The sequence below is a fragment of the Devosia sp. Root105 genome (assembly GCF_001424865.1).
Lineage (GTDB): Bacteria > Pseudomonadota > Alphaproteobacteria > Rhizobiales > Devosiaceae > Devosia_A.
The window spans coordinates 465,956-478,776 of record NZ_LMCR01000001.1 but is presented as its reverse complement, the minus strand read 5'-3'; the positions used below and the strand labels follow the sequence as shown (position 1 = coordinate 478,776).

16 protein-coding genes are annotated in these 12,821 nt (G+C 65.7%); 6 read left to right on the top strand and 10 right to left on the bottom strand.

Annotated elements, in window-relative coordinates; all coding sequences use genetic code 11:
* Nucleotides 1-63: 63 nt before the first annotated feature.
* A complete protein-coding gene (locus ASC68_RS02135; RefSeq protein ID WP_055875916.1) occupies nucleotides 64-726 on the bottom strand; it encodes a glutathione S-transferase N-terminal domain-containing protein in 663 nt (220 codons plus the stop codon).
* A 147-nt stretch (nucleotides 727-873) separates the two neighbouring features.
* Here ASC68_RS02135 and ASC68_RS02130 point away from each other — a divergent pair, with 147 nt between their 5' ends.
* The 3 genes from ASC68_RS02130 to ASC68_RS28180 all read left to right on the top strand — a co-directional run bounded on the left by ASC68_RS02130 (nucleotide 874) and on the right by ASC68_RS28180 (nucleotide 2,787).
* On the top strand, nucleotides 874-1,788 hold the full coding sequence (locus tag ASC68_RS02130; RefSeq protein WP_197421012.1) for a LysR substrate-binding domain-containing protein: 915 nt from the start codon (nucleotides 874-876) through the stop codon (nucleotides 1,786-1,788).
* Nucleotides 1,789-1,872: 84 nt separating this feature from the next.
* Nucleotides 1,873-2,277, top strand: coding sequence for a GFA family protein (locus ASC68_RS02125; RefSeq protein ID WP_055874039.1), 405 nt, complete (start codon nucleotides 1,873-1,875; stop codon nucleotides 2,275-2,277).
* Nucleotides 2,278-2,385: 108 nt separating this feature from the next.
* The gene (locus ASC68_RS28180; protein WP_082527831.1) at nucleotides 2,386-2,787 is read left to right on the top strand and encodes a helix-turn-helix domain-containing protein; all 402 of its coding nucleotides are present in this window, start codon (nucleotides 2,386-2,388) and stop codon (nucleotides 2,785-2,787) included.
* Here ASC68_RS28180 and ASC68_RS02115 read toward each other — a convergent pair.
* The 3 genes from ASC68_RS02115 to ASC68_RS02105 all read right to left on the bottom strand — a co-directional run bounded on the left by ASC68_RS02115 (nucleotide 2,741) and on the right by ASC68_RS02105 (nucleotide 4,968).
* Nucleotides 2,741-3,253, bottom strand: coding sequence for a GNAT family N-acetyltransferase (locus ASC68_RS02115; protein ID WP_055874033.1), 513 nt, complete (start codon nucleotides 3,251-3,253; stop codon nucleotides 2,741-2,743). The genes ASC68_RS28180 and ASC68_RS02115 overlap by 47 nt on opposite strands.
* An 80-nt stretch (nucleotides 3,254-3,333) precedes the next feature.
* The gene (locus tag ASC68_RS02110) at nucleotides 3,334-3,849 is read right to left on the bottom strand and encodes a hypothetical protein (protein ID WP_055874030.1); all 516 of its coding nucleotides are present in this window, start codon (nucleotides 3,847-3,849) and stop codon (nucleotides 3,334-3,336) included.
* 150 nt (nucleotides 3,850-3,999) lie between these two features.
* On the bottom strand, nucleotides 4,000-4,968 hold the full coding sequence (locus tag ASC68_RS02105) for a glycosyltransferase (protein WP_055874027.1): 969 nt from the start codon (nucleotides 4,966-4,968) through the stop codon (nucleotides 4,000-4,002).
* Nucleotides 4,969-5,134: 166 nt separating this feature from the next.
* On the opposite strand from ASC68_RS02105, the gene ASC68_RS02100 reads away from it, so the two are divergent.
* On the top strand, nucleotides 5,135-5,965 hold the full coding sequence (locus ASC68_RS02100; protein ID WP_055874025.1) for a GH25 family lysozyme: 831 nt from the start codon (nucleotides 5,135-5,137) through the stop codon (nucleotides 5,963-5,965).
* A 343-nt stretch (nucleotides 5,966-6,308) separates the two neighbouring features.
* Here the strand turns inward: ASC68_RS02100 and ASC68_RS02095 are convergent, their stop codons facing one another.
* A complete protein-coding gene (locus ASC68_RS02095; protein WP_055874021.1) occupies nucleotides 6,309-6,953 on the bottom strand; it encodes a MarC family protein in 645 nt (214 codons plus the stop codon).
* A 115-nt stretch (nucleotides 6,954-7,068) separates the two neighbouring features.
* On the opposite strand from ASC68_RS02095, the gene ASC68_RS02090 reads away from it, so the two are divergent.
* Nucleotides 7,069-7,767 carry a DUF930 domain-containing protein gene (locus ASC68_RS02090; protein WP_055874018.1) on the top strand — a complete coding sequence of 233 codons (699 nt, stop codon included), beginning with the start codon at nucleotides 7,069-7,071 and terminating at the stop codon, nucleotides 7,765-7,767.
* Here the strand turns inward: ASC68_RS02090 and ASC68_RS02085 are convergent, their stop codons facing one another.
* Genes ASC68_RS02085 through rsmI form a run of 5 tightly spaced genes read right to left on the bottom strand, consistent with a single transcriptional unit; the run spans nucleotide 7,768 to nucleotide 11,289 of the window.
* The gene (locus ASC68_RS02085; protein WP_055874016.1) at nucleotides 7,768-8,697 is read right to left on the bottom strand and encodes a serine hydrolase domain-containing protein; all 930 of its coding nucleotides are present in this window, start codon (nucleotides 8,695-8,697) and stop codon (nucleotides 7,768-7,770) included. It abuts the gene before it with no gap.
* A 5-nt stretch (nucleotides 8,698-8,702) separates the two neighbouring features.
* Nucleotides 8,703-9,647, bottom strand: coding sequence for a glutathione synthase (gene gshB, locus ASC68_RS02080; protein WP_082527915.1), 945 nt, complete (start codon nucleotides 9,645-9,647; stop codon nucleotides 8,703-8,705).
* Between the two features lie 42 nt (nucleotides 9,648-9,689).
* Complete coding sequence (locus ASC68_RS02075; RefSeq protein ID WP_055874010.1) at nucleotides 9,690-10,055, bottom strand: YraN family protein; 366 nt, start codon at nucleotides 10,053-10,055, stop codon at nucleotides 9,690-9,692.
* The gene (locus ASC68_RS02070; protein ID WP_055874007.1) at nucleotides 10,045-10,404 is read right to left on the bottom strand and encodes a hypothetical protein; all 360 of its coding nucleotides are present in this window, start codon (nucleotides 10,402-10,404) and stop codon (nucleotides 10,045-10,047) included. The genes ASC68_RS02075 and ASC68_RS02070 overlap by 11 nt, the downstream gene beginning before the upstream one ends.
* Nucleotides 10,405-11,289, bottom strand: coding sequence for a 16S rRNA (cytidine(1402)-2'-O)-methyltransferase (gene rsmI, locus ASC68_RS02065; protein ID WP_055874004.1), 885 nt, complete (start codon nucleotides 11,287-11,289; stop codon nucleotides 10,405-10,407).
* 124 nt (nucleotides 11,290-11,413) lie between these two features.
* On the opposite strand from rsmI, the gene ASC68_RS02060 reads away from it, so the two are divergent.
* Nucleotides 11,414-12,619 carry a penicillin-binding protein activator gene (locus ASC68_RS02060; RefSeq protein WP_197421010.1) on the top strand — a complete coding sequence of 402 codons (1,206 nt, stop codon included), beginning with the start codon at nucleotides 11,414-11,416 and terminating at the stop codon, nucleotides 12,617-12,619.
* The last annotated feature ends 202 nt before the right edge of the window (nucleotides 12,620-12,821 follow it).

Here is a 12,821-nt window from a genome sequence, read left to right as displayed (position 1 = left end):
TACGCTTGACCATTCCCTCCCTCGCGACCTGCTCAGCAGGAGGTCTGCTATCGCTGGAAGGTTTCACACCTCGGCCGGCAGCGAGAGACCTTCGCGCGCCATGGCTCGCTGCACCGCGGGCCGCTGCAGCGTCAGCTGTGCATGCCTGGTCCAGGCCGGATAGCGAGCTCGCATCGAAAGGCCGATCGAGCTGCCCCACCGATACAGCACCAGCAAAAACGGATCGACGATCGAGAAGCGCTCCCCGACACTCCACGTGGGGGTGTCGGCAAGGGCCCGTTCGATGTCCTGATTGGCAGCCTCGACGATCCGGTTTCCCTGCGCCCCCAGCGCTGCGGCATGCCGGGGATCCGGGTCGAACCGCTCCGGCCGCCAGATCAGCCCATAGCCAACGCTGTGCACCCAGCCGCTGAGCCAGGCCAGCCACTCGGTGATGCGCGCCTCGAGCAGTGGATCCCCCGCCTGGCCAAGTGCGTGCTCCGGGTAGCGGCTCGCCAGGTAGCGAAGGATCGCCGGGAGCTCGGTGAGGATCCTCGCTTCGCCGGGGATGCGCAGCGCCGGGACGCGGCCCTTGGGATTGATCGAGAGGTATGGCTCGCGCTGCGTGTCGCGGTCGGCGACCGATACCGCGAACAGTTCGAACTCGGCTCCCACCTGTTCGAGAATGATATGGACGGCCATCGAGCAGGCGCCCGGGGAGTAGAACAGCTGGTACATTGTTTGCATGCCTTCGCGCCCCTGGGGCCGCTTGCGTTCGATCTCCAGCCAAGGGTCGATGAACCCGCCTCCAAGCTCAAACCATTGTTTTGCCACCGCAGCCATTAGTGATACTAATGGCCGATGGTCGGAAAGCGGCTTCCCAGCATTCAGACGATGCGTGCCCTCGAAGCCGCGGTGCGGCTCCGCTGTTTCACCACGGCCGCTACCGAACTCGCCTTGTCCCAGGGGGCGGTGAGCCAGCATATCCGGGCACTGGAACAGCGCCTGGGGCACCCACTGTTCGTCCGCACGGCGAGCGGTGTTGAACCAAACCCCATATCGCAGGCGCTGGCGTTGCAGATACGACAGGGCCTGACCGTGCTCGACCGGGCTTTCGACCAGATGCCGCGGCGAACCGACCATGGCAGCGCGGCAGAGAGGCGCGAGCGGCTGGTCATCAGCACCCTCCCGGCTTTCGCCGCAAGGTGGCTCATGCCGCGGCTCGACGCCTTCGCGCGCCTCCACCCCGAAATTGAGCTCGAGATCGAGACATCCGCCACGCTCGCCCGGCTGGACGCCAGTGACGGGATCGATGCCGCCATCCGCTATGGCGGTGGCGCCTGGCCGGGCATGGCTGCCGAGCATCTGATGGACGAGGTGGTGTTTCCTGTAGCGAGCCCCGATCATTGCGGCGGCAACCTCCCGGTACTGCCCGCGGATCTGGCGGATTGCGTGCTGCTGCGGCAGTCGGTCCAACCGTGGACCCCCTGGTTCCAGGCCGCCGGGCTCGATCTCGTCGAGCCGCAGGCAGGCGTGTTGTTTTCGGACACTTTGTTGGCGGTAGAGGCCGCCCTCGCCGGACGGGGGATCCTCCTGGCGCGGCGCTCCATCGTCGAGGATGAACTCCGCTCAGGCCGGTTGCGCCGCCTCTGGACGCACGAGATCGTCGACGTACATGCCCACTATCTGGTCTGGCCGACCTCAAGCCGCCGCCTCGCCGCGATCGGCAAGTTGCGCACCTGGCTGCTCGATGAGGTCACCCGGTGGCTGGCTGACATTGCGCCGCGTGAACGGGGTCGATTCGCATGACCCAGAGCACGCACCTCAAGGTGCGTAATTTACAGCGCTCGCCTCCGCCAACTAGCGTGCCGCCAAGTCTTGAGGAGATGCACCATGGCGGACAAGTCGGCCACCCGAACGGCCCGCTGCGCTTGCGGGCAGTTGCGGATCGAGCTGCGCGGCGAACCGATCAGAACCTATGCCTGCGCCTGTCGGGAGTGCCAGAGGATCACCGGCTCGGCCTTCGCCTATCGCGCCATGTTTGAAGCAGGCGCCATCGTCGCGCGGAACGGCAGCACCCTCAGCTGGCACCGCAGCGAAGGTCCGGGTCGCTGGATCGAGCATGTGAGGTGCCCCGATTGCGGTACCCTCGTCTACCAGCAGGGTGAGGCACTGGGCGACCGCCTCTCGGTTTCGGTCGGCTGCTTCGGCGATCAGGCTTTCCCTGCCCCGGTCATGCTGTATTTCGCCTCGCGCAAGCACCATTGGCTGAACCTGTCCGTGCCGGTCACCGGCTGAGCGATTCGCGCCCCTCGCTGTCGGACCGGTGCCGGGCGGTTGACTTCGGTCGGCCGCCCTACCACGTCCCCCGCCACGCTTCGCACCCTACCCAGTCTGGAGTTCGCCATGCAGCGACATCCCGCCGATTCCTGCGGCTTCGGCACCGCCCTCAACGCGATCGGCGGTAAATGGAAAACTGCCATTCTGTGGGAAATCAACGAGCAGCCCCGGCGTTTCGGCGAGTTGCGCCGCCGTCTGGCCGGCATCAGCGAGAAGGTTCTCAACGCCCAGCTGACCGAAATGGTCGCCGACGGGCTGATCCTCCGCACGGAACACCACGGTAGCGCGGTCAAGCACGTCGAGTATGCGGTGACCCCTTGGGGCAGGAGCCTCAACGAGGCCGTGGGCGTCATGTCCCGCTGGGGCAAGGCCCAGGAACACCGCATGCTTGCCCTCGGCGAGATCGGGCAAGGCGACGACCTCAGCCGGCGTTTGGCCGGTCCAGCACATAGCGCCGCTGCTGGATAAGCTCACCACGCGAGTGCGACATCAGTTCGACTGCATCCAGCGGTTCGAAGCCCAGTTTGAGCAGCACCCTGGCCGATGCGGGGTTGTCGGCCGCGTGCCCGGCCCGCAGCTGCCTGAGCCCGACCTCGGCAAAGGCGAAGCGCATCACCGCCGCCGCTGACTCGCTTGCAAACCCGCGGCCCCAGACGCTTCGGTCGAACCAGTAGCCGAGCTTGCCCTCTGCGTCGCTGATGCCGTCGATATCGACGAGGCCGACGAACCGCGCCTCGTGTTCGACGGCAAAGCGATAGGCCTCCCCGGCTGCCCATTGGCGCGGGTGATCGGCGAACCAGTCGCCGAGCGCCCGCAGATCCGGCGGGTAGGTCGCCTTGCTCAGCATGCGCGCCACCTCCCATTCGGAGCGGATCTCGAAGGCCCGCTCGGCATCGCCTGCGCTGCTCGGCCTCAGAACCAGACGCGGGGTCATTTCGGCTGAAGTGCTCCCCCGTCACCGGCGAATCTTACCTCGGCAACGACGTTACCGTTCGAGACGCGGCAGGCAATTCACTACCGCTGGAAAGGCACGGTCGTCGTCAGCGTTTGTCCGGATCGATTGAGTTCGACCGTGAAGTCGACAGTAATCTGCTTGCCGCTGAGTTCGAGGACCGAGTTGATCTGGATGGGCGTGCCGACCCGGTCGCTCTGCTTTTCACTCAGTTTGAACGTGATGCTGTTGCCTTGCTTAGCCCCCACCGCGGCGGCCGAGAGGCCAACGTTGGAGCGCATCGTCGCTTCGAAGCGGTTTGCGTTGTCGTTGAAAAAGATCGTACCCGATACGGACAGGTTCATGTTCACCAGGCTGCAGCGCCCGGCGTAGTTGATCTTGACCAGTCTGCCCTGGGTCACTTTCAGGCGGCAAGTAAAGGCCTCGGGCTGGTCACCGCCACGCAGAACGCTGCTGCCGCTCCAGTTTCCGATATACGAGCGTAGCAGGGCAGTTTCGGCCTCTCCGGCGTGGCTTGGAGCCGCGAACAGCACGGACATGGCGACCGCCGCCAGAAGCAGTTTCAAAATAAAGCGCATCGCGACCCCCTCACAATGTCGAATATCTAGCGCTGGCGGGCGCCGTAATACAACAACTATGCCGGAGCGGAAACGGGTGGCCCGGATACGCGAAAGCCCACCACCCCCGCAACCGAGGTGCCGCTTGCCACTCAGCCAAGGGCCATCAGCCTACATTCGAACGTGGTTTCTGATCAGCCCCGGCGCGACGTAAGCGACGATCTCCGAGCCGTAGATCACCAACGCAAAAACTGCGCCAAAAGCGAACGAGCCGATCGCCGTCAGTGGGTCGAGCCCCAGCGGACGAGCCCGCGACAGCACTGTCGTTCCCGTCTTGCCGATGCTGCGCAGCAGTCGGACGGCGCCGCCGAGCGGGCTGGCGTGCAGCCAGCCCAGAGGGCGCCGGCGTCGCCAATAGACATTGTCGTGGCCCTGGCAGACAGCGCGGAAGAAGGCGTGTCGCAGGCCGTCGGGCGCCGGATGACTGACCGCGGCCTCGGCGGCTCGCCAGATCGGTACTCCGTCAGCCCTGAGGCGCCGCGCCAGCTCGACGCATTGCCCGCGATAGCTGTCGGCTCGATCGAAGCCGTAGCGCTCGAGCAGCCCCCGCTTGAAGGCGACGTTGTTGGCGTAGAAATGGCCAGCCGGATTGACGCCGCTGCGCTTGGGGTTGGGCTCGAAGAACCAGAAGCCCGAGAACAGGCGATCGAGCAGGTGTTCCGCGGCGAGGTAAGTGTGGCCGCCGACCACCTGCACCTCTGCCCGGTCCATCGCGTCGAGCAGGTGGCCGAGCCAGCCGGCATCCGGGATCACGTCGCTGTCGAGGAAGATGACCGTTTCAGCGTCGCTCGATGCGGCGCCAAGAGCCTTCTGCTCATAATAATGCAGCCCGCGAGCGGCGATGTACCGGATCTCTCCCGGCCAGTTGGTCGGATCGAGCTCGTCATCGACGCACGAGCGGGGCACGGCGACGTCGATTTCATCCGGGTCATAGGCGATCAGCAGTTCGAAGCGCGTGTTGTGCGAGCGGGCAAAGGCCTGCGCCTGCTTACCGAGCGTCGACAGCATCCGGCGCGCCCGCGCGGCGTCGGCCAGCAGCGCGTTCTCCCACTCGACCACGATGGCGACACTTGCCGGCAATTCTGGCCCCCGACCGATTGCTGCACGAAGCTATCCAATCGGCCGGCTCGAATCCAGCCCCCGCGTTAACCATGCTGGAATAACAAAGGGTTAGCGCAAGGTTTCGTTAAGCGCGCCATGTTGATTCAAAGGCTTCAGAACTCCGTCCGAAAGCCAGACGTCCAGCATGTTTGCCGCGCCCGCCTTCCCGTTTGCCAAAACCCTGCTGCTGGTCGGGCTGACCCTGCTGCTTGCCGCCTGCGGGCGCTCGCCCACCCATGACTATCGCGGCATCCCCGGCGACAATGACCCGCATGACGGGGTGCGCCGCGCCTGGGGCCTGCCGATCCAGGGGCTCGACGTGGCGCGCTACCAGGGCCGCATCGATTTCAACGCGGCGCGTGGTGGTGGCGTGCACTTCGTCTATATCAAGTCGACCGAGGGCAAGGATTACATCGACCCCAATTTCTACGACAACTGGCGCGGCGCGCAGGCGGCCGGCATGGCGCGGGGCGCTTACCATTTCATGACCTGGTGCAGCCTTGCCTCGCAGCAGGCCGCCTGGTTCAAGCGCATGGTTCCCAACGATCCCGACGCGCTGCCGCCGGTGCTCGATCTCGAATGGAACAACCAGTCGAGCTGCAAGAACAAGTTCAACCGCACCGATGTGCTGGAGAAGGTGCGGGTCATGTTGGCCGAGATGGAGCGGCATACCGGCAAGGTGCCGATCATCTATACCGACATGAACTTCTACAACGACATCCTCGCCGGCGAGCACTTCGACTCCTCGTTCTGGCTGCGCTCGACCGCCGCCGAGCCGCACACCAAGTATGGCGATCGGCCGTGGATCTTCTGGCAATGGACGCAGACCGGCACCATGTCGGGTATTCGCACCGAGGTCGACCGCAACGCCTTTTACGGCAGCGAGGGCGATTGGGTGACGTTCCTGCTCACCGGCTGCGATCCGCGCGCCGTCGACCGGCTGGGCCCGCAAGGCCGCTGCCAGAGCCACAAGTAGTGGTGCGCCGGAGCGCTTCAGGACAAGTTGCAGACTTTTCCGGTTCGAAAGCGCGACAAATCAAAGACTCGACCAGGGCAGTGATCTTGTCAGGATTCTGCCTTGGTTCTAGCCTCACGTAGTGATTTGCCGGAGTTGCTGCCGGCCAACAATGGAAGGGGATGCCGATGGCCAAAGGTCAGATCAGATCCAACAAGGAAGCCAAGAAGCCCAAGAAGGAAAAGCCGAAAGTGCTGGCAACGGCCGGGATGACCCCCGCCACCGCCGCACCGGCCAAGAAGAAGTAACCGGGCGACTAGCGTGAATTTGGTGAAGGCCGTGGCATCCGCCGCGGCCTTTGCTCTTAGCCCGTAAGACCCGGGATCAGCCCGCTGGATTTCAGTCCATCGAGCAGGAACTGCACCGCCAGTGCCGCGAGCAATACGCCGACGACGCGGCTGACCACGGCAAGGCCGGTAATGCCGAGTAGGCGCTGGATCGGGATAGCGACCAGCATCACCACGTAGCAGAGCAACAGGATTGCCAGCAGCGCCAGCACCACCACCACCCATTCGAGGTTGAAGCCGCCCGAGCCGGTGGTGAGCAGGATCACCGCGCTGATCGCGCCGGGGCCGGCGAGCAGCGGTGTCGCCAGCGGGAACACCGAAATGTCGGCGCGGCTTTGCGCTTCGTTCTCTTCCTCGGGCGTCGTGCCGGTGCCGCCGGAATGGCGGGCGAACACCATGTCGATCGAGATCAACAGCAACAGGATACCGCCGGCGATACGCAGCGCCGGCAGGGTAATGCCGAACAGCCGCAGCAGTACTTCGCCGAACACCGCGAAGAATAACAGGATCACCGCCGCGATGACGGTGCCGCGCAGTGCCATGACGCGTCGCTCGGCCTGGGTGTTCTTCTGCGTCAGCGCTGCATAGACGACCAGCAGGTCCGCCGGCCCGAGGGTGGCGAAAAAGGTGGTCAGCGCAAGCAGGAACGTGTCGATCGGCATGGCCGGACAATGGCTGAGCCGGCGCCGAAAGGCGAGAGGGTGGCAAGGATTTCATCCCGCCTCGCCACAGCTCCGCAAATCAGCCGCAAAGCCGCCCGACTGACTGGACACCGCCATGTCCATCACCCTAGACGACAGCCCGATCGATGTGCCGCCGATGCAGCGATCGGCGTGGAGCACGGTCCTATCTCTGGGGTTTCACGCGGTCCTGTTTGGCCTGCTGCTGCTCGGACCAAACCAGGACAAGCCAAAGCCGCTGTTACCGCCGGCCATCGCTGTGGAGCTGATGACCGCCGCGCAGTTTGCCGCGCTCACTGCGCCAGCGGAAGTGCCGCCGCCTGTCGCCACCGCTCCGCCGATGGCGGCGGCCTCTCCCAGTTCCAGCAACACGTCGCCTGCTGCAAAGTCTGTCCCCGGCGGTACCGTTCGCGCCACCGAGTTCTTTGCCGGAAGCCTGCTGGCCGAACCTGAAAGCGCCAACCTCAGGGCGGCGATGACGACGCTCGATGGCAGCGAACGGCTGGTGCAGCTGTGCAGCATCGAGGCGATCGAACAGATCCGCCGCGCCCGACCGGAGTTCGACCCCGACACCGTCGTCGCCTATGCCATGGCCGAGATGGCGACCCGTGATGGCGCGCTGATCGCCGATGGCGGGGCCTTCCGCAGCCGGCGCGAATGGTACGAGGTAAAGTTCAGCTGCGTCGCGGCGGCAGACTACTCGGCGGTTCAGCGCTTCGAGTTCTCGGTTGGCAATTTCATCCCGCACGATAAGTGGGAGGAGCACTATCTCACCGCGGCCGAGAGCGACGAGTGATCAGGCGATATCCTCGAGCACCGCGCTGACCAGCCGGTTCAATGTCTCGAACGGTGCGCCCGCCGCCATGCCGACCACCGCGATCCCCGATGCCGGGCTGCGCATCGCTTTCGCTGCAGCGCCCGTCCATTCGCCGCCATGGATCAGCAGCGCCGCGCCGCGATGCGCGCGTAGACCGAGGCCCCAGCCATAGTCGACCGGCGCGTGGTCGTTGAGGCGGCCGGCCGCGGTGACGAGGTCAGCGATACCGAGCGCATCGGCGTTCTGGTGCTGCAACCACTGCGCGAAGCTGCGGGCGGTGGACCACAGGCCGCCATCGCCGTGGGTGAGCGGCAGGCGCGCACCAAGCAGCGGCAATTGCGGCTGCCCGACGGGAGTGCTGAGAAAGCCGATGCCGTCGAGGTCGAGCGGACCGAACAGCCGCGTCGCGGCGAACTCGGCGAACGGCACGTCGCTGGCGTTCGCGATAACGCGGGCGAGCAGGATATAGCCGAGGTTGGAGTAGCTGTAGGTGCCGCCCGGCAGCGAGGGCAGTTCGGCGAGATCGCCCAGCGCTTCGAACGCGGGTGCATCGGTCCAGTCGCCGGCTATTCGCGCTTCCAGTTCGCCGGCAGGAGGCAGACCGCCGATGTGATGGGCAAGCTGGCGCGGTGTAACAGCTGCCGACCACGGTGGCAGGCCGCCGACATGGTCGGAGACCGGCCGGTCCGGATCGATGCGGCCGTCACGCACCAGCAGCGCCAGCGCCGCGCCGGTGACTTGCTTGGCGAGGCTTGCGACGTAGAACCGGTCGCTCGGCGTCACCGGCTGGCCGTTGGGCCAGGCACCGGTCACGCACTTCTCGACGGCGTCGCCTGCAACCCGCGCCACCGCCACCGGCGTGCCCGCCGCAAAACCCGCTCGCTCGACCAGCGTCGCGAGCGGGGTCATTGGCGCTAGGCCCGCCGCTTCTCGATGGCGTCCCAGATCAGCATCGCGATATCCGGCCCGCCGAAGCGCTTGATCTCGCGGATGCCGGTGGGCGAGGTGACGTTGATCTCGGTGAGGTAATCGCCGATCACATCGATGCCGACAAAGATCATGTCGCGCTCTTTCAGCGCCGGCCCGATGGTGGCGCAGATCTCGCGCTCGCGGTCGGTGAGCGGCGACAGTTCCGGACGGCCGCCGACATGCATGTTGGAGCGCGCTTCGCCCTCGGCCGGAATGCGGTTGAGCCCGGCCACCGGCTCGCCATCGACGAGGATAATGCGCTTGTCGCCCTTGCGCACATCAGGCAGGTACTTCTGCACCATGAACGGCTCGCGAAAGCTCTGCTCGAACAGTTCGATCAGCGAGTTGAGGTTCTGGTCGGCCTCCTGGATCAGGAACACTCCGGCGCCGCCATTGCCGTAGAGCGGCTTGACGATGATGTTGCCGTGCTCCTTGCGGAAGGCATGGATGAGACCGCGGTCGCGCGTCACCAGCGTCGGCGGCATCAGCTCGGGGAATTCGGTGACGAGGATCTTCTCCGGCGCGTTTCGTACTGCCGCCGGCGGGTTCACCACGAAGGTTTTCGGGTGGATGCGCTCCAAGAGGTGGCTGAGCGTGATGTAGTTCATGTCGAACGGCGGATCCTGCCGCATCAGCACCACGTCGTAAGTGGCGAGGTCGACGCGGGCGAATTCACCCAGCGCGTAATGCTCGCCCTTGGGCTTGTCGAACAGGGTGATCGGCGCGACCTCGGCCGAGACCCGGTTGTCGCGCAGCGCCAGGGTCTGCGGCACGTAATAGTCGACCTTGTGCTGGCGCGCCTGCGCCTCGAGCATCAGCGCGAAGGTCGAATCCCCCTTGGGATTGATCGAAGCGATGGGGTCCATCTGCACGGCGATTTTCAAAGTCACGGTCACGCTCCGACGCTCAAACACCCACCGGGACGGAGTGCCTCACTCGCCCTGAAAAGCGTCCATGACATGGCGCGGCCAGGTGCCGGGCGCAAGGAAAATCACGTCGAAGCGGAGCGGCGTTTCGGCGAGGGCCGGGTGGCGCGCAACATAGTACTGCGCGGCGCGCGAAATGCGGCTGGTGTTGACCGCCTCGAGCGCCACGGCCTCCTCGCCGCGGTGCTGCCGGGCCTTCACCTCGACGAAGGCGGTGGTGCCGAAGCGGCGGGCGATCAAGTCGATCTCGCCCACCGGCGTTTTCACCCGCGTCGCGACGATGCGATAGCCTTTGAACCGCAGATACCACGCCGCGAGGTCTTCGCCCCGTCGACCGAACAGCTCGGCGGCAAGGCGACGCTCACTCCTCACCGAAGTCGCTCTCCGGAACGAACTCGGTCAGTATCAGTCGCTCAAAGTCCTCACTCGCATCAAGCATTGGGGTGATCGCGAGGGTGATCGTATACGGAGGAAAGCCGGGTTCGGTGTCGAACTCGAATACCTCCATGGTCGTTTCGACCGCGATATCACTGCCGTCGCCGTAGACCAACATGGCCCGGCATCGGTATCGGCCGCCGACTTTCAGCCCTAGGCGGTCCGTGTCGATCGCTGTCAAATGGGCGCGGGGCGGGTCCCGGCGGCGGTTGAGATGTACCACCCTTCGATCGAGGTCGACGCTTGGTGCGTCCGTATACTCGACGAAGTACCTGCGTGAGGCCATTCAATCGTCTGCCTTCTTGGCAAGCGCCGCATCGTACACCTCCTTGCGCTTCAGGCCGAAGCGGGCGGTGATGTCGTCGACGGCGGCGCGCAGCGGTCCGGCTGCCAGCGCTTCGTCGAGGGCCGCCTGCCAGTCGGCGGCTTCGACCACCACTCCCTCGGCGCCGCCGACCAAGATCACTGCCTCGCCCTTGGTGTCGCCCGCGCCGAAATGCATGGCGAGTTCGCTGAGCGTGCCGCGTTCGACTCGCTCGAAGCGCTTGGTGAGTTCGAGCGCCACGGCGGCGGGCCGATCGCCCAACGCTTCCGCCATCGCCGCGAGGCTGTCGCCGAGGCGGCGCGGCGATTCGTAGAACACCAGCGTATCGGCACGCGCCTTCAGCGCCGCGAGCGCATTGGCCCGGGCGCCCGATTTGGCGGGCAGGAACCCGACAAAGCCGAAGGCATCGGTGGGGAGGCCCGCACTGGCGAGCGCCGCGAGCAGCGCCGATGCGCCGGGGTTGGCGAATACCGGCAGGTTCGCCTCGCGCACCGCGCGGACCAGCGGAAAGCCGGGATCGGAGAGCAGCGGCGTGCCGGCATCGGAAATCTGCGCGATGGCGCGGCCGGCCTCGATCGAAGCGATCACCTCGCCGATCCGGGCCCGCTCATTGTGCTCGTGCAGCGACTTGCGCGGGGTGCGGATGCCGTAGTGATCGAGCAGGGTGGCTGAGTGACGGGTATCCTCGCACAGCACCAGGTCGGCAGCCGCCAGCGTCTCGAGGGCGCGCAGCGTGATGTCCTTGAGGTTGCCGATCGGGGTAGCGACCACATAGAGCCCCGCCGCCAGCGGCGGCGCCGGAAACTCAGTCCCAGCAATGAAATAGCTCTTCTGGCGATCGTCCACGCCACCCCCGAAAGTTAAACCCAGGTTAAGCTCGGTCTTTATGAGCCGGGCTCGATTCTGTATAGACCACCCTTGGAGTGGCGCCTCGCGCGCCACAGTGCGGGACTCGATAAAGGTTGGGCAAGTGAGAATTGCTGGTAGCGCGGGCGTGCTGACTGGGCTCAGGTTTATGGGCCTCGGCCTTGCCACGGCGGCGCTGCTGTCGGCCTGTTCGGCCGGCAACTTCAACTTCGGACCGGGTGGCGGCACAAGCGGCGGCGCGTCGCAGCCGCTCGCCACCGGCAAGACCTTCGGCAAAGGGCCGGTGCGGGTGGCGCTGTTGCTGCCGCTGTCGGGCGATCCCAACCTCGCCGGCGTCGGCACCTCGATGGCCAATGCCTCGGAACTGGCGATCAGCTTCGTCGAGACCAACCCCAATATCGGTGAGAACATCACCGTGGTGCTGAAGGATACCGGCGCCACCGCCAGCGGCGCCACGCAGGCGGCGCAGCAGGCGCTGAGCGAAGGCGCGAGCCTGATTCTCGGGCCGCTGCGCGCCGACCAGGTGACGGCGGCGGGCCAGGTGGCGAAGGCCGCCGGCGTGCCGGTGATCGGCTTCTCCAATAATTCCGGCGCCGCCTCGCCCGGTGTCTACCTGCTCAACATCCTGCCCGAGAGCGAAGTGAAGCGCTCGATGGGCTATGCCAAAAAGCTTGGCAAGAAGGCTTTTGCCGGCGTGTTCCCGACCACCGATTTTGGCCGCATCCAGGAAGGCGCCTTCCGCCAGGCGACTGCCGACCTCGGGCTCAATGCCCGCGCCGTCTACAATTTCTCCTCGGAAGAGGAAGCCCGCAACGTCGTCACCCAACTGGTGCCGATGCTGCAGGCGGGGCAGATCGATGCGTTGTTCATCCCCGACCGGGCGACGGCGCCGAGCTTTGCCAACCTCCTCAACGAGGCCGGCATCGCGCCGGGTAAGGTGCAGCTCATCGGCTCGGCCGACTGGGATGGCGACCCGTCGATCCTCAACACCACGACGCTGGCCGGGGCGATCTTCCCGGCGATCGATGACACTGGCTATAACGCGTTATTGCCCGAGTACCAGGCCAAGTTCGGCTCGGCGCCGCACAAGTTCGCCACCATCGCCTATACCGCGACCATCCTCGCCAATGCCGGCTCGCTCGCCAATGGCACGCCGAAATACGATCGGGCGCAGCTGACCCTGCCGGCCGGCTTTAACGGCCGCGACGGCGTGTTCCGCTTCCTGCCCGATGGGCGAAGCGAATACGCGCTGGTGATCAAGCAGGTGTCGATCGGCGCTGCCAGCGTCGCCGAGGGCGCCAAGCTTTAGCTCGGTGCGACGTTCTATCGCCAGCTCGGGGGGGCCGTGCCAGAGTGGCAGTCGACCCCTCTCCCCTCAGGGGAGAGGGTAGTGGAGCTAGGACCGTAAGGTCCCTAGCGGAACTTGGGTGAGGGGTTCAGCGTCTCAGTGAGCGCGCGTTGGGCCGCCTCACCCCTCAACCGACCTTCGGCCACCTTCTCCCCTGAGGGGA

Excerpts from the sequence above, each read along its gene's own strand:
- ASC68_RS02135 (WP_055875916.1), bottom strand. The coding sequence starts at position 726 with ATGCAAACAATGTACCAGCTGTTCTACTCCCCGGGCGCCTGCTCGATG.
- ASC68_RS02130 (WP_197421012.1), top strand. The coding sequence starts at position 874 with ATGCGTGCCCTCGAAGCCGCGGTGCGGCTCCGCTGTTTCACCACGGCC.
- ASC68_RS02125 (WP_055874039.1), top strand. The coding sequence starts at position 1,873 with ATGGCGGACAAGTCGGCCACCCGAACGGCCCGCTGCGCTTGCGGGCAG.
- ASC68_RS28180 (WP_082527831.1), top strand. The coding sequence starts at position 2,386 with ATGCAGCGACATCCCGCCGATTCCTGCGGCTTCGGCACCGCCCTCAAC.
- ASC68_RS02115 (WP_055874033.1), bottom strand. The coding sequence starts at position 3,253 with ATGACCCCGCGTCTGGTTCTGAGGCCGAGCAGCGCAGGCGATGCCGAG.
- ASC68_RS02110 (WP_055874030.1), bottom strand. The coding sequence starts at position 3,849 with ATGCGCTTTATTTTGAAACTGCTTCTGGCGGCGGTCGCCATGTCCGTG.
- ASC68_RS02100 (WP_055874025.1), top strand. The coding sequence starts at position 5,135 with ATGTTTGCCGCGCCCGCCTTCCCGTTTGCCAAAACCCTGCTGCTGGTC.
- ASC68_RS02095 (WP_055874021.1), bottom strand. The coding sequence starts at position 6,953 with ATGCCGATCGACACGTTCCTGCTTGCGCTGACCACCTTTTTCGCCACC.
- ASC68_RS02090 (WP_055874018.1), top strand. The coding sequence starts at position 7,069 with ATGTCCATCACCCTAGACGACAGCCCGATCGATGTGCCGCCGATGCAG.
- ASC68_RS02085 (WP_055874016.1), bottom strand. The coding sequence starts at position 8,697 with ATGACCCCGCTCGCGACGCTGGTCGAGCGAGCGGGTTTTGCGGCGGGC.
- ASC68_RS02070 (WP_055874007.1), bottom strand. The coding sequence starts at position 10,404 with ATGGCCTCACGCAGGTACTTCGTCGAGTATACGGACGCACCAAGCGTC.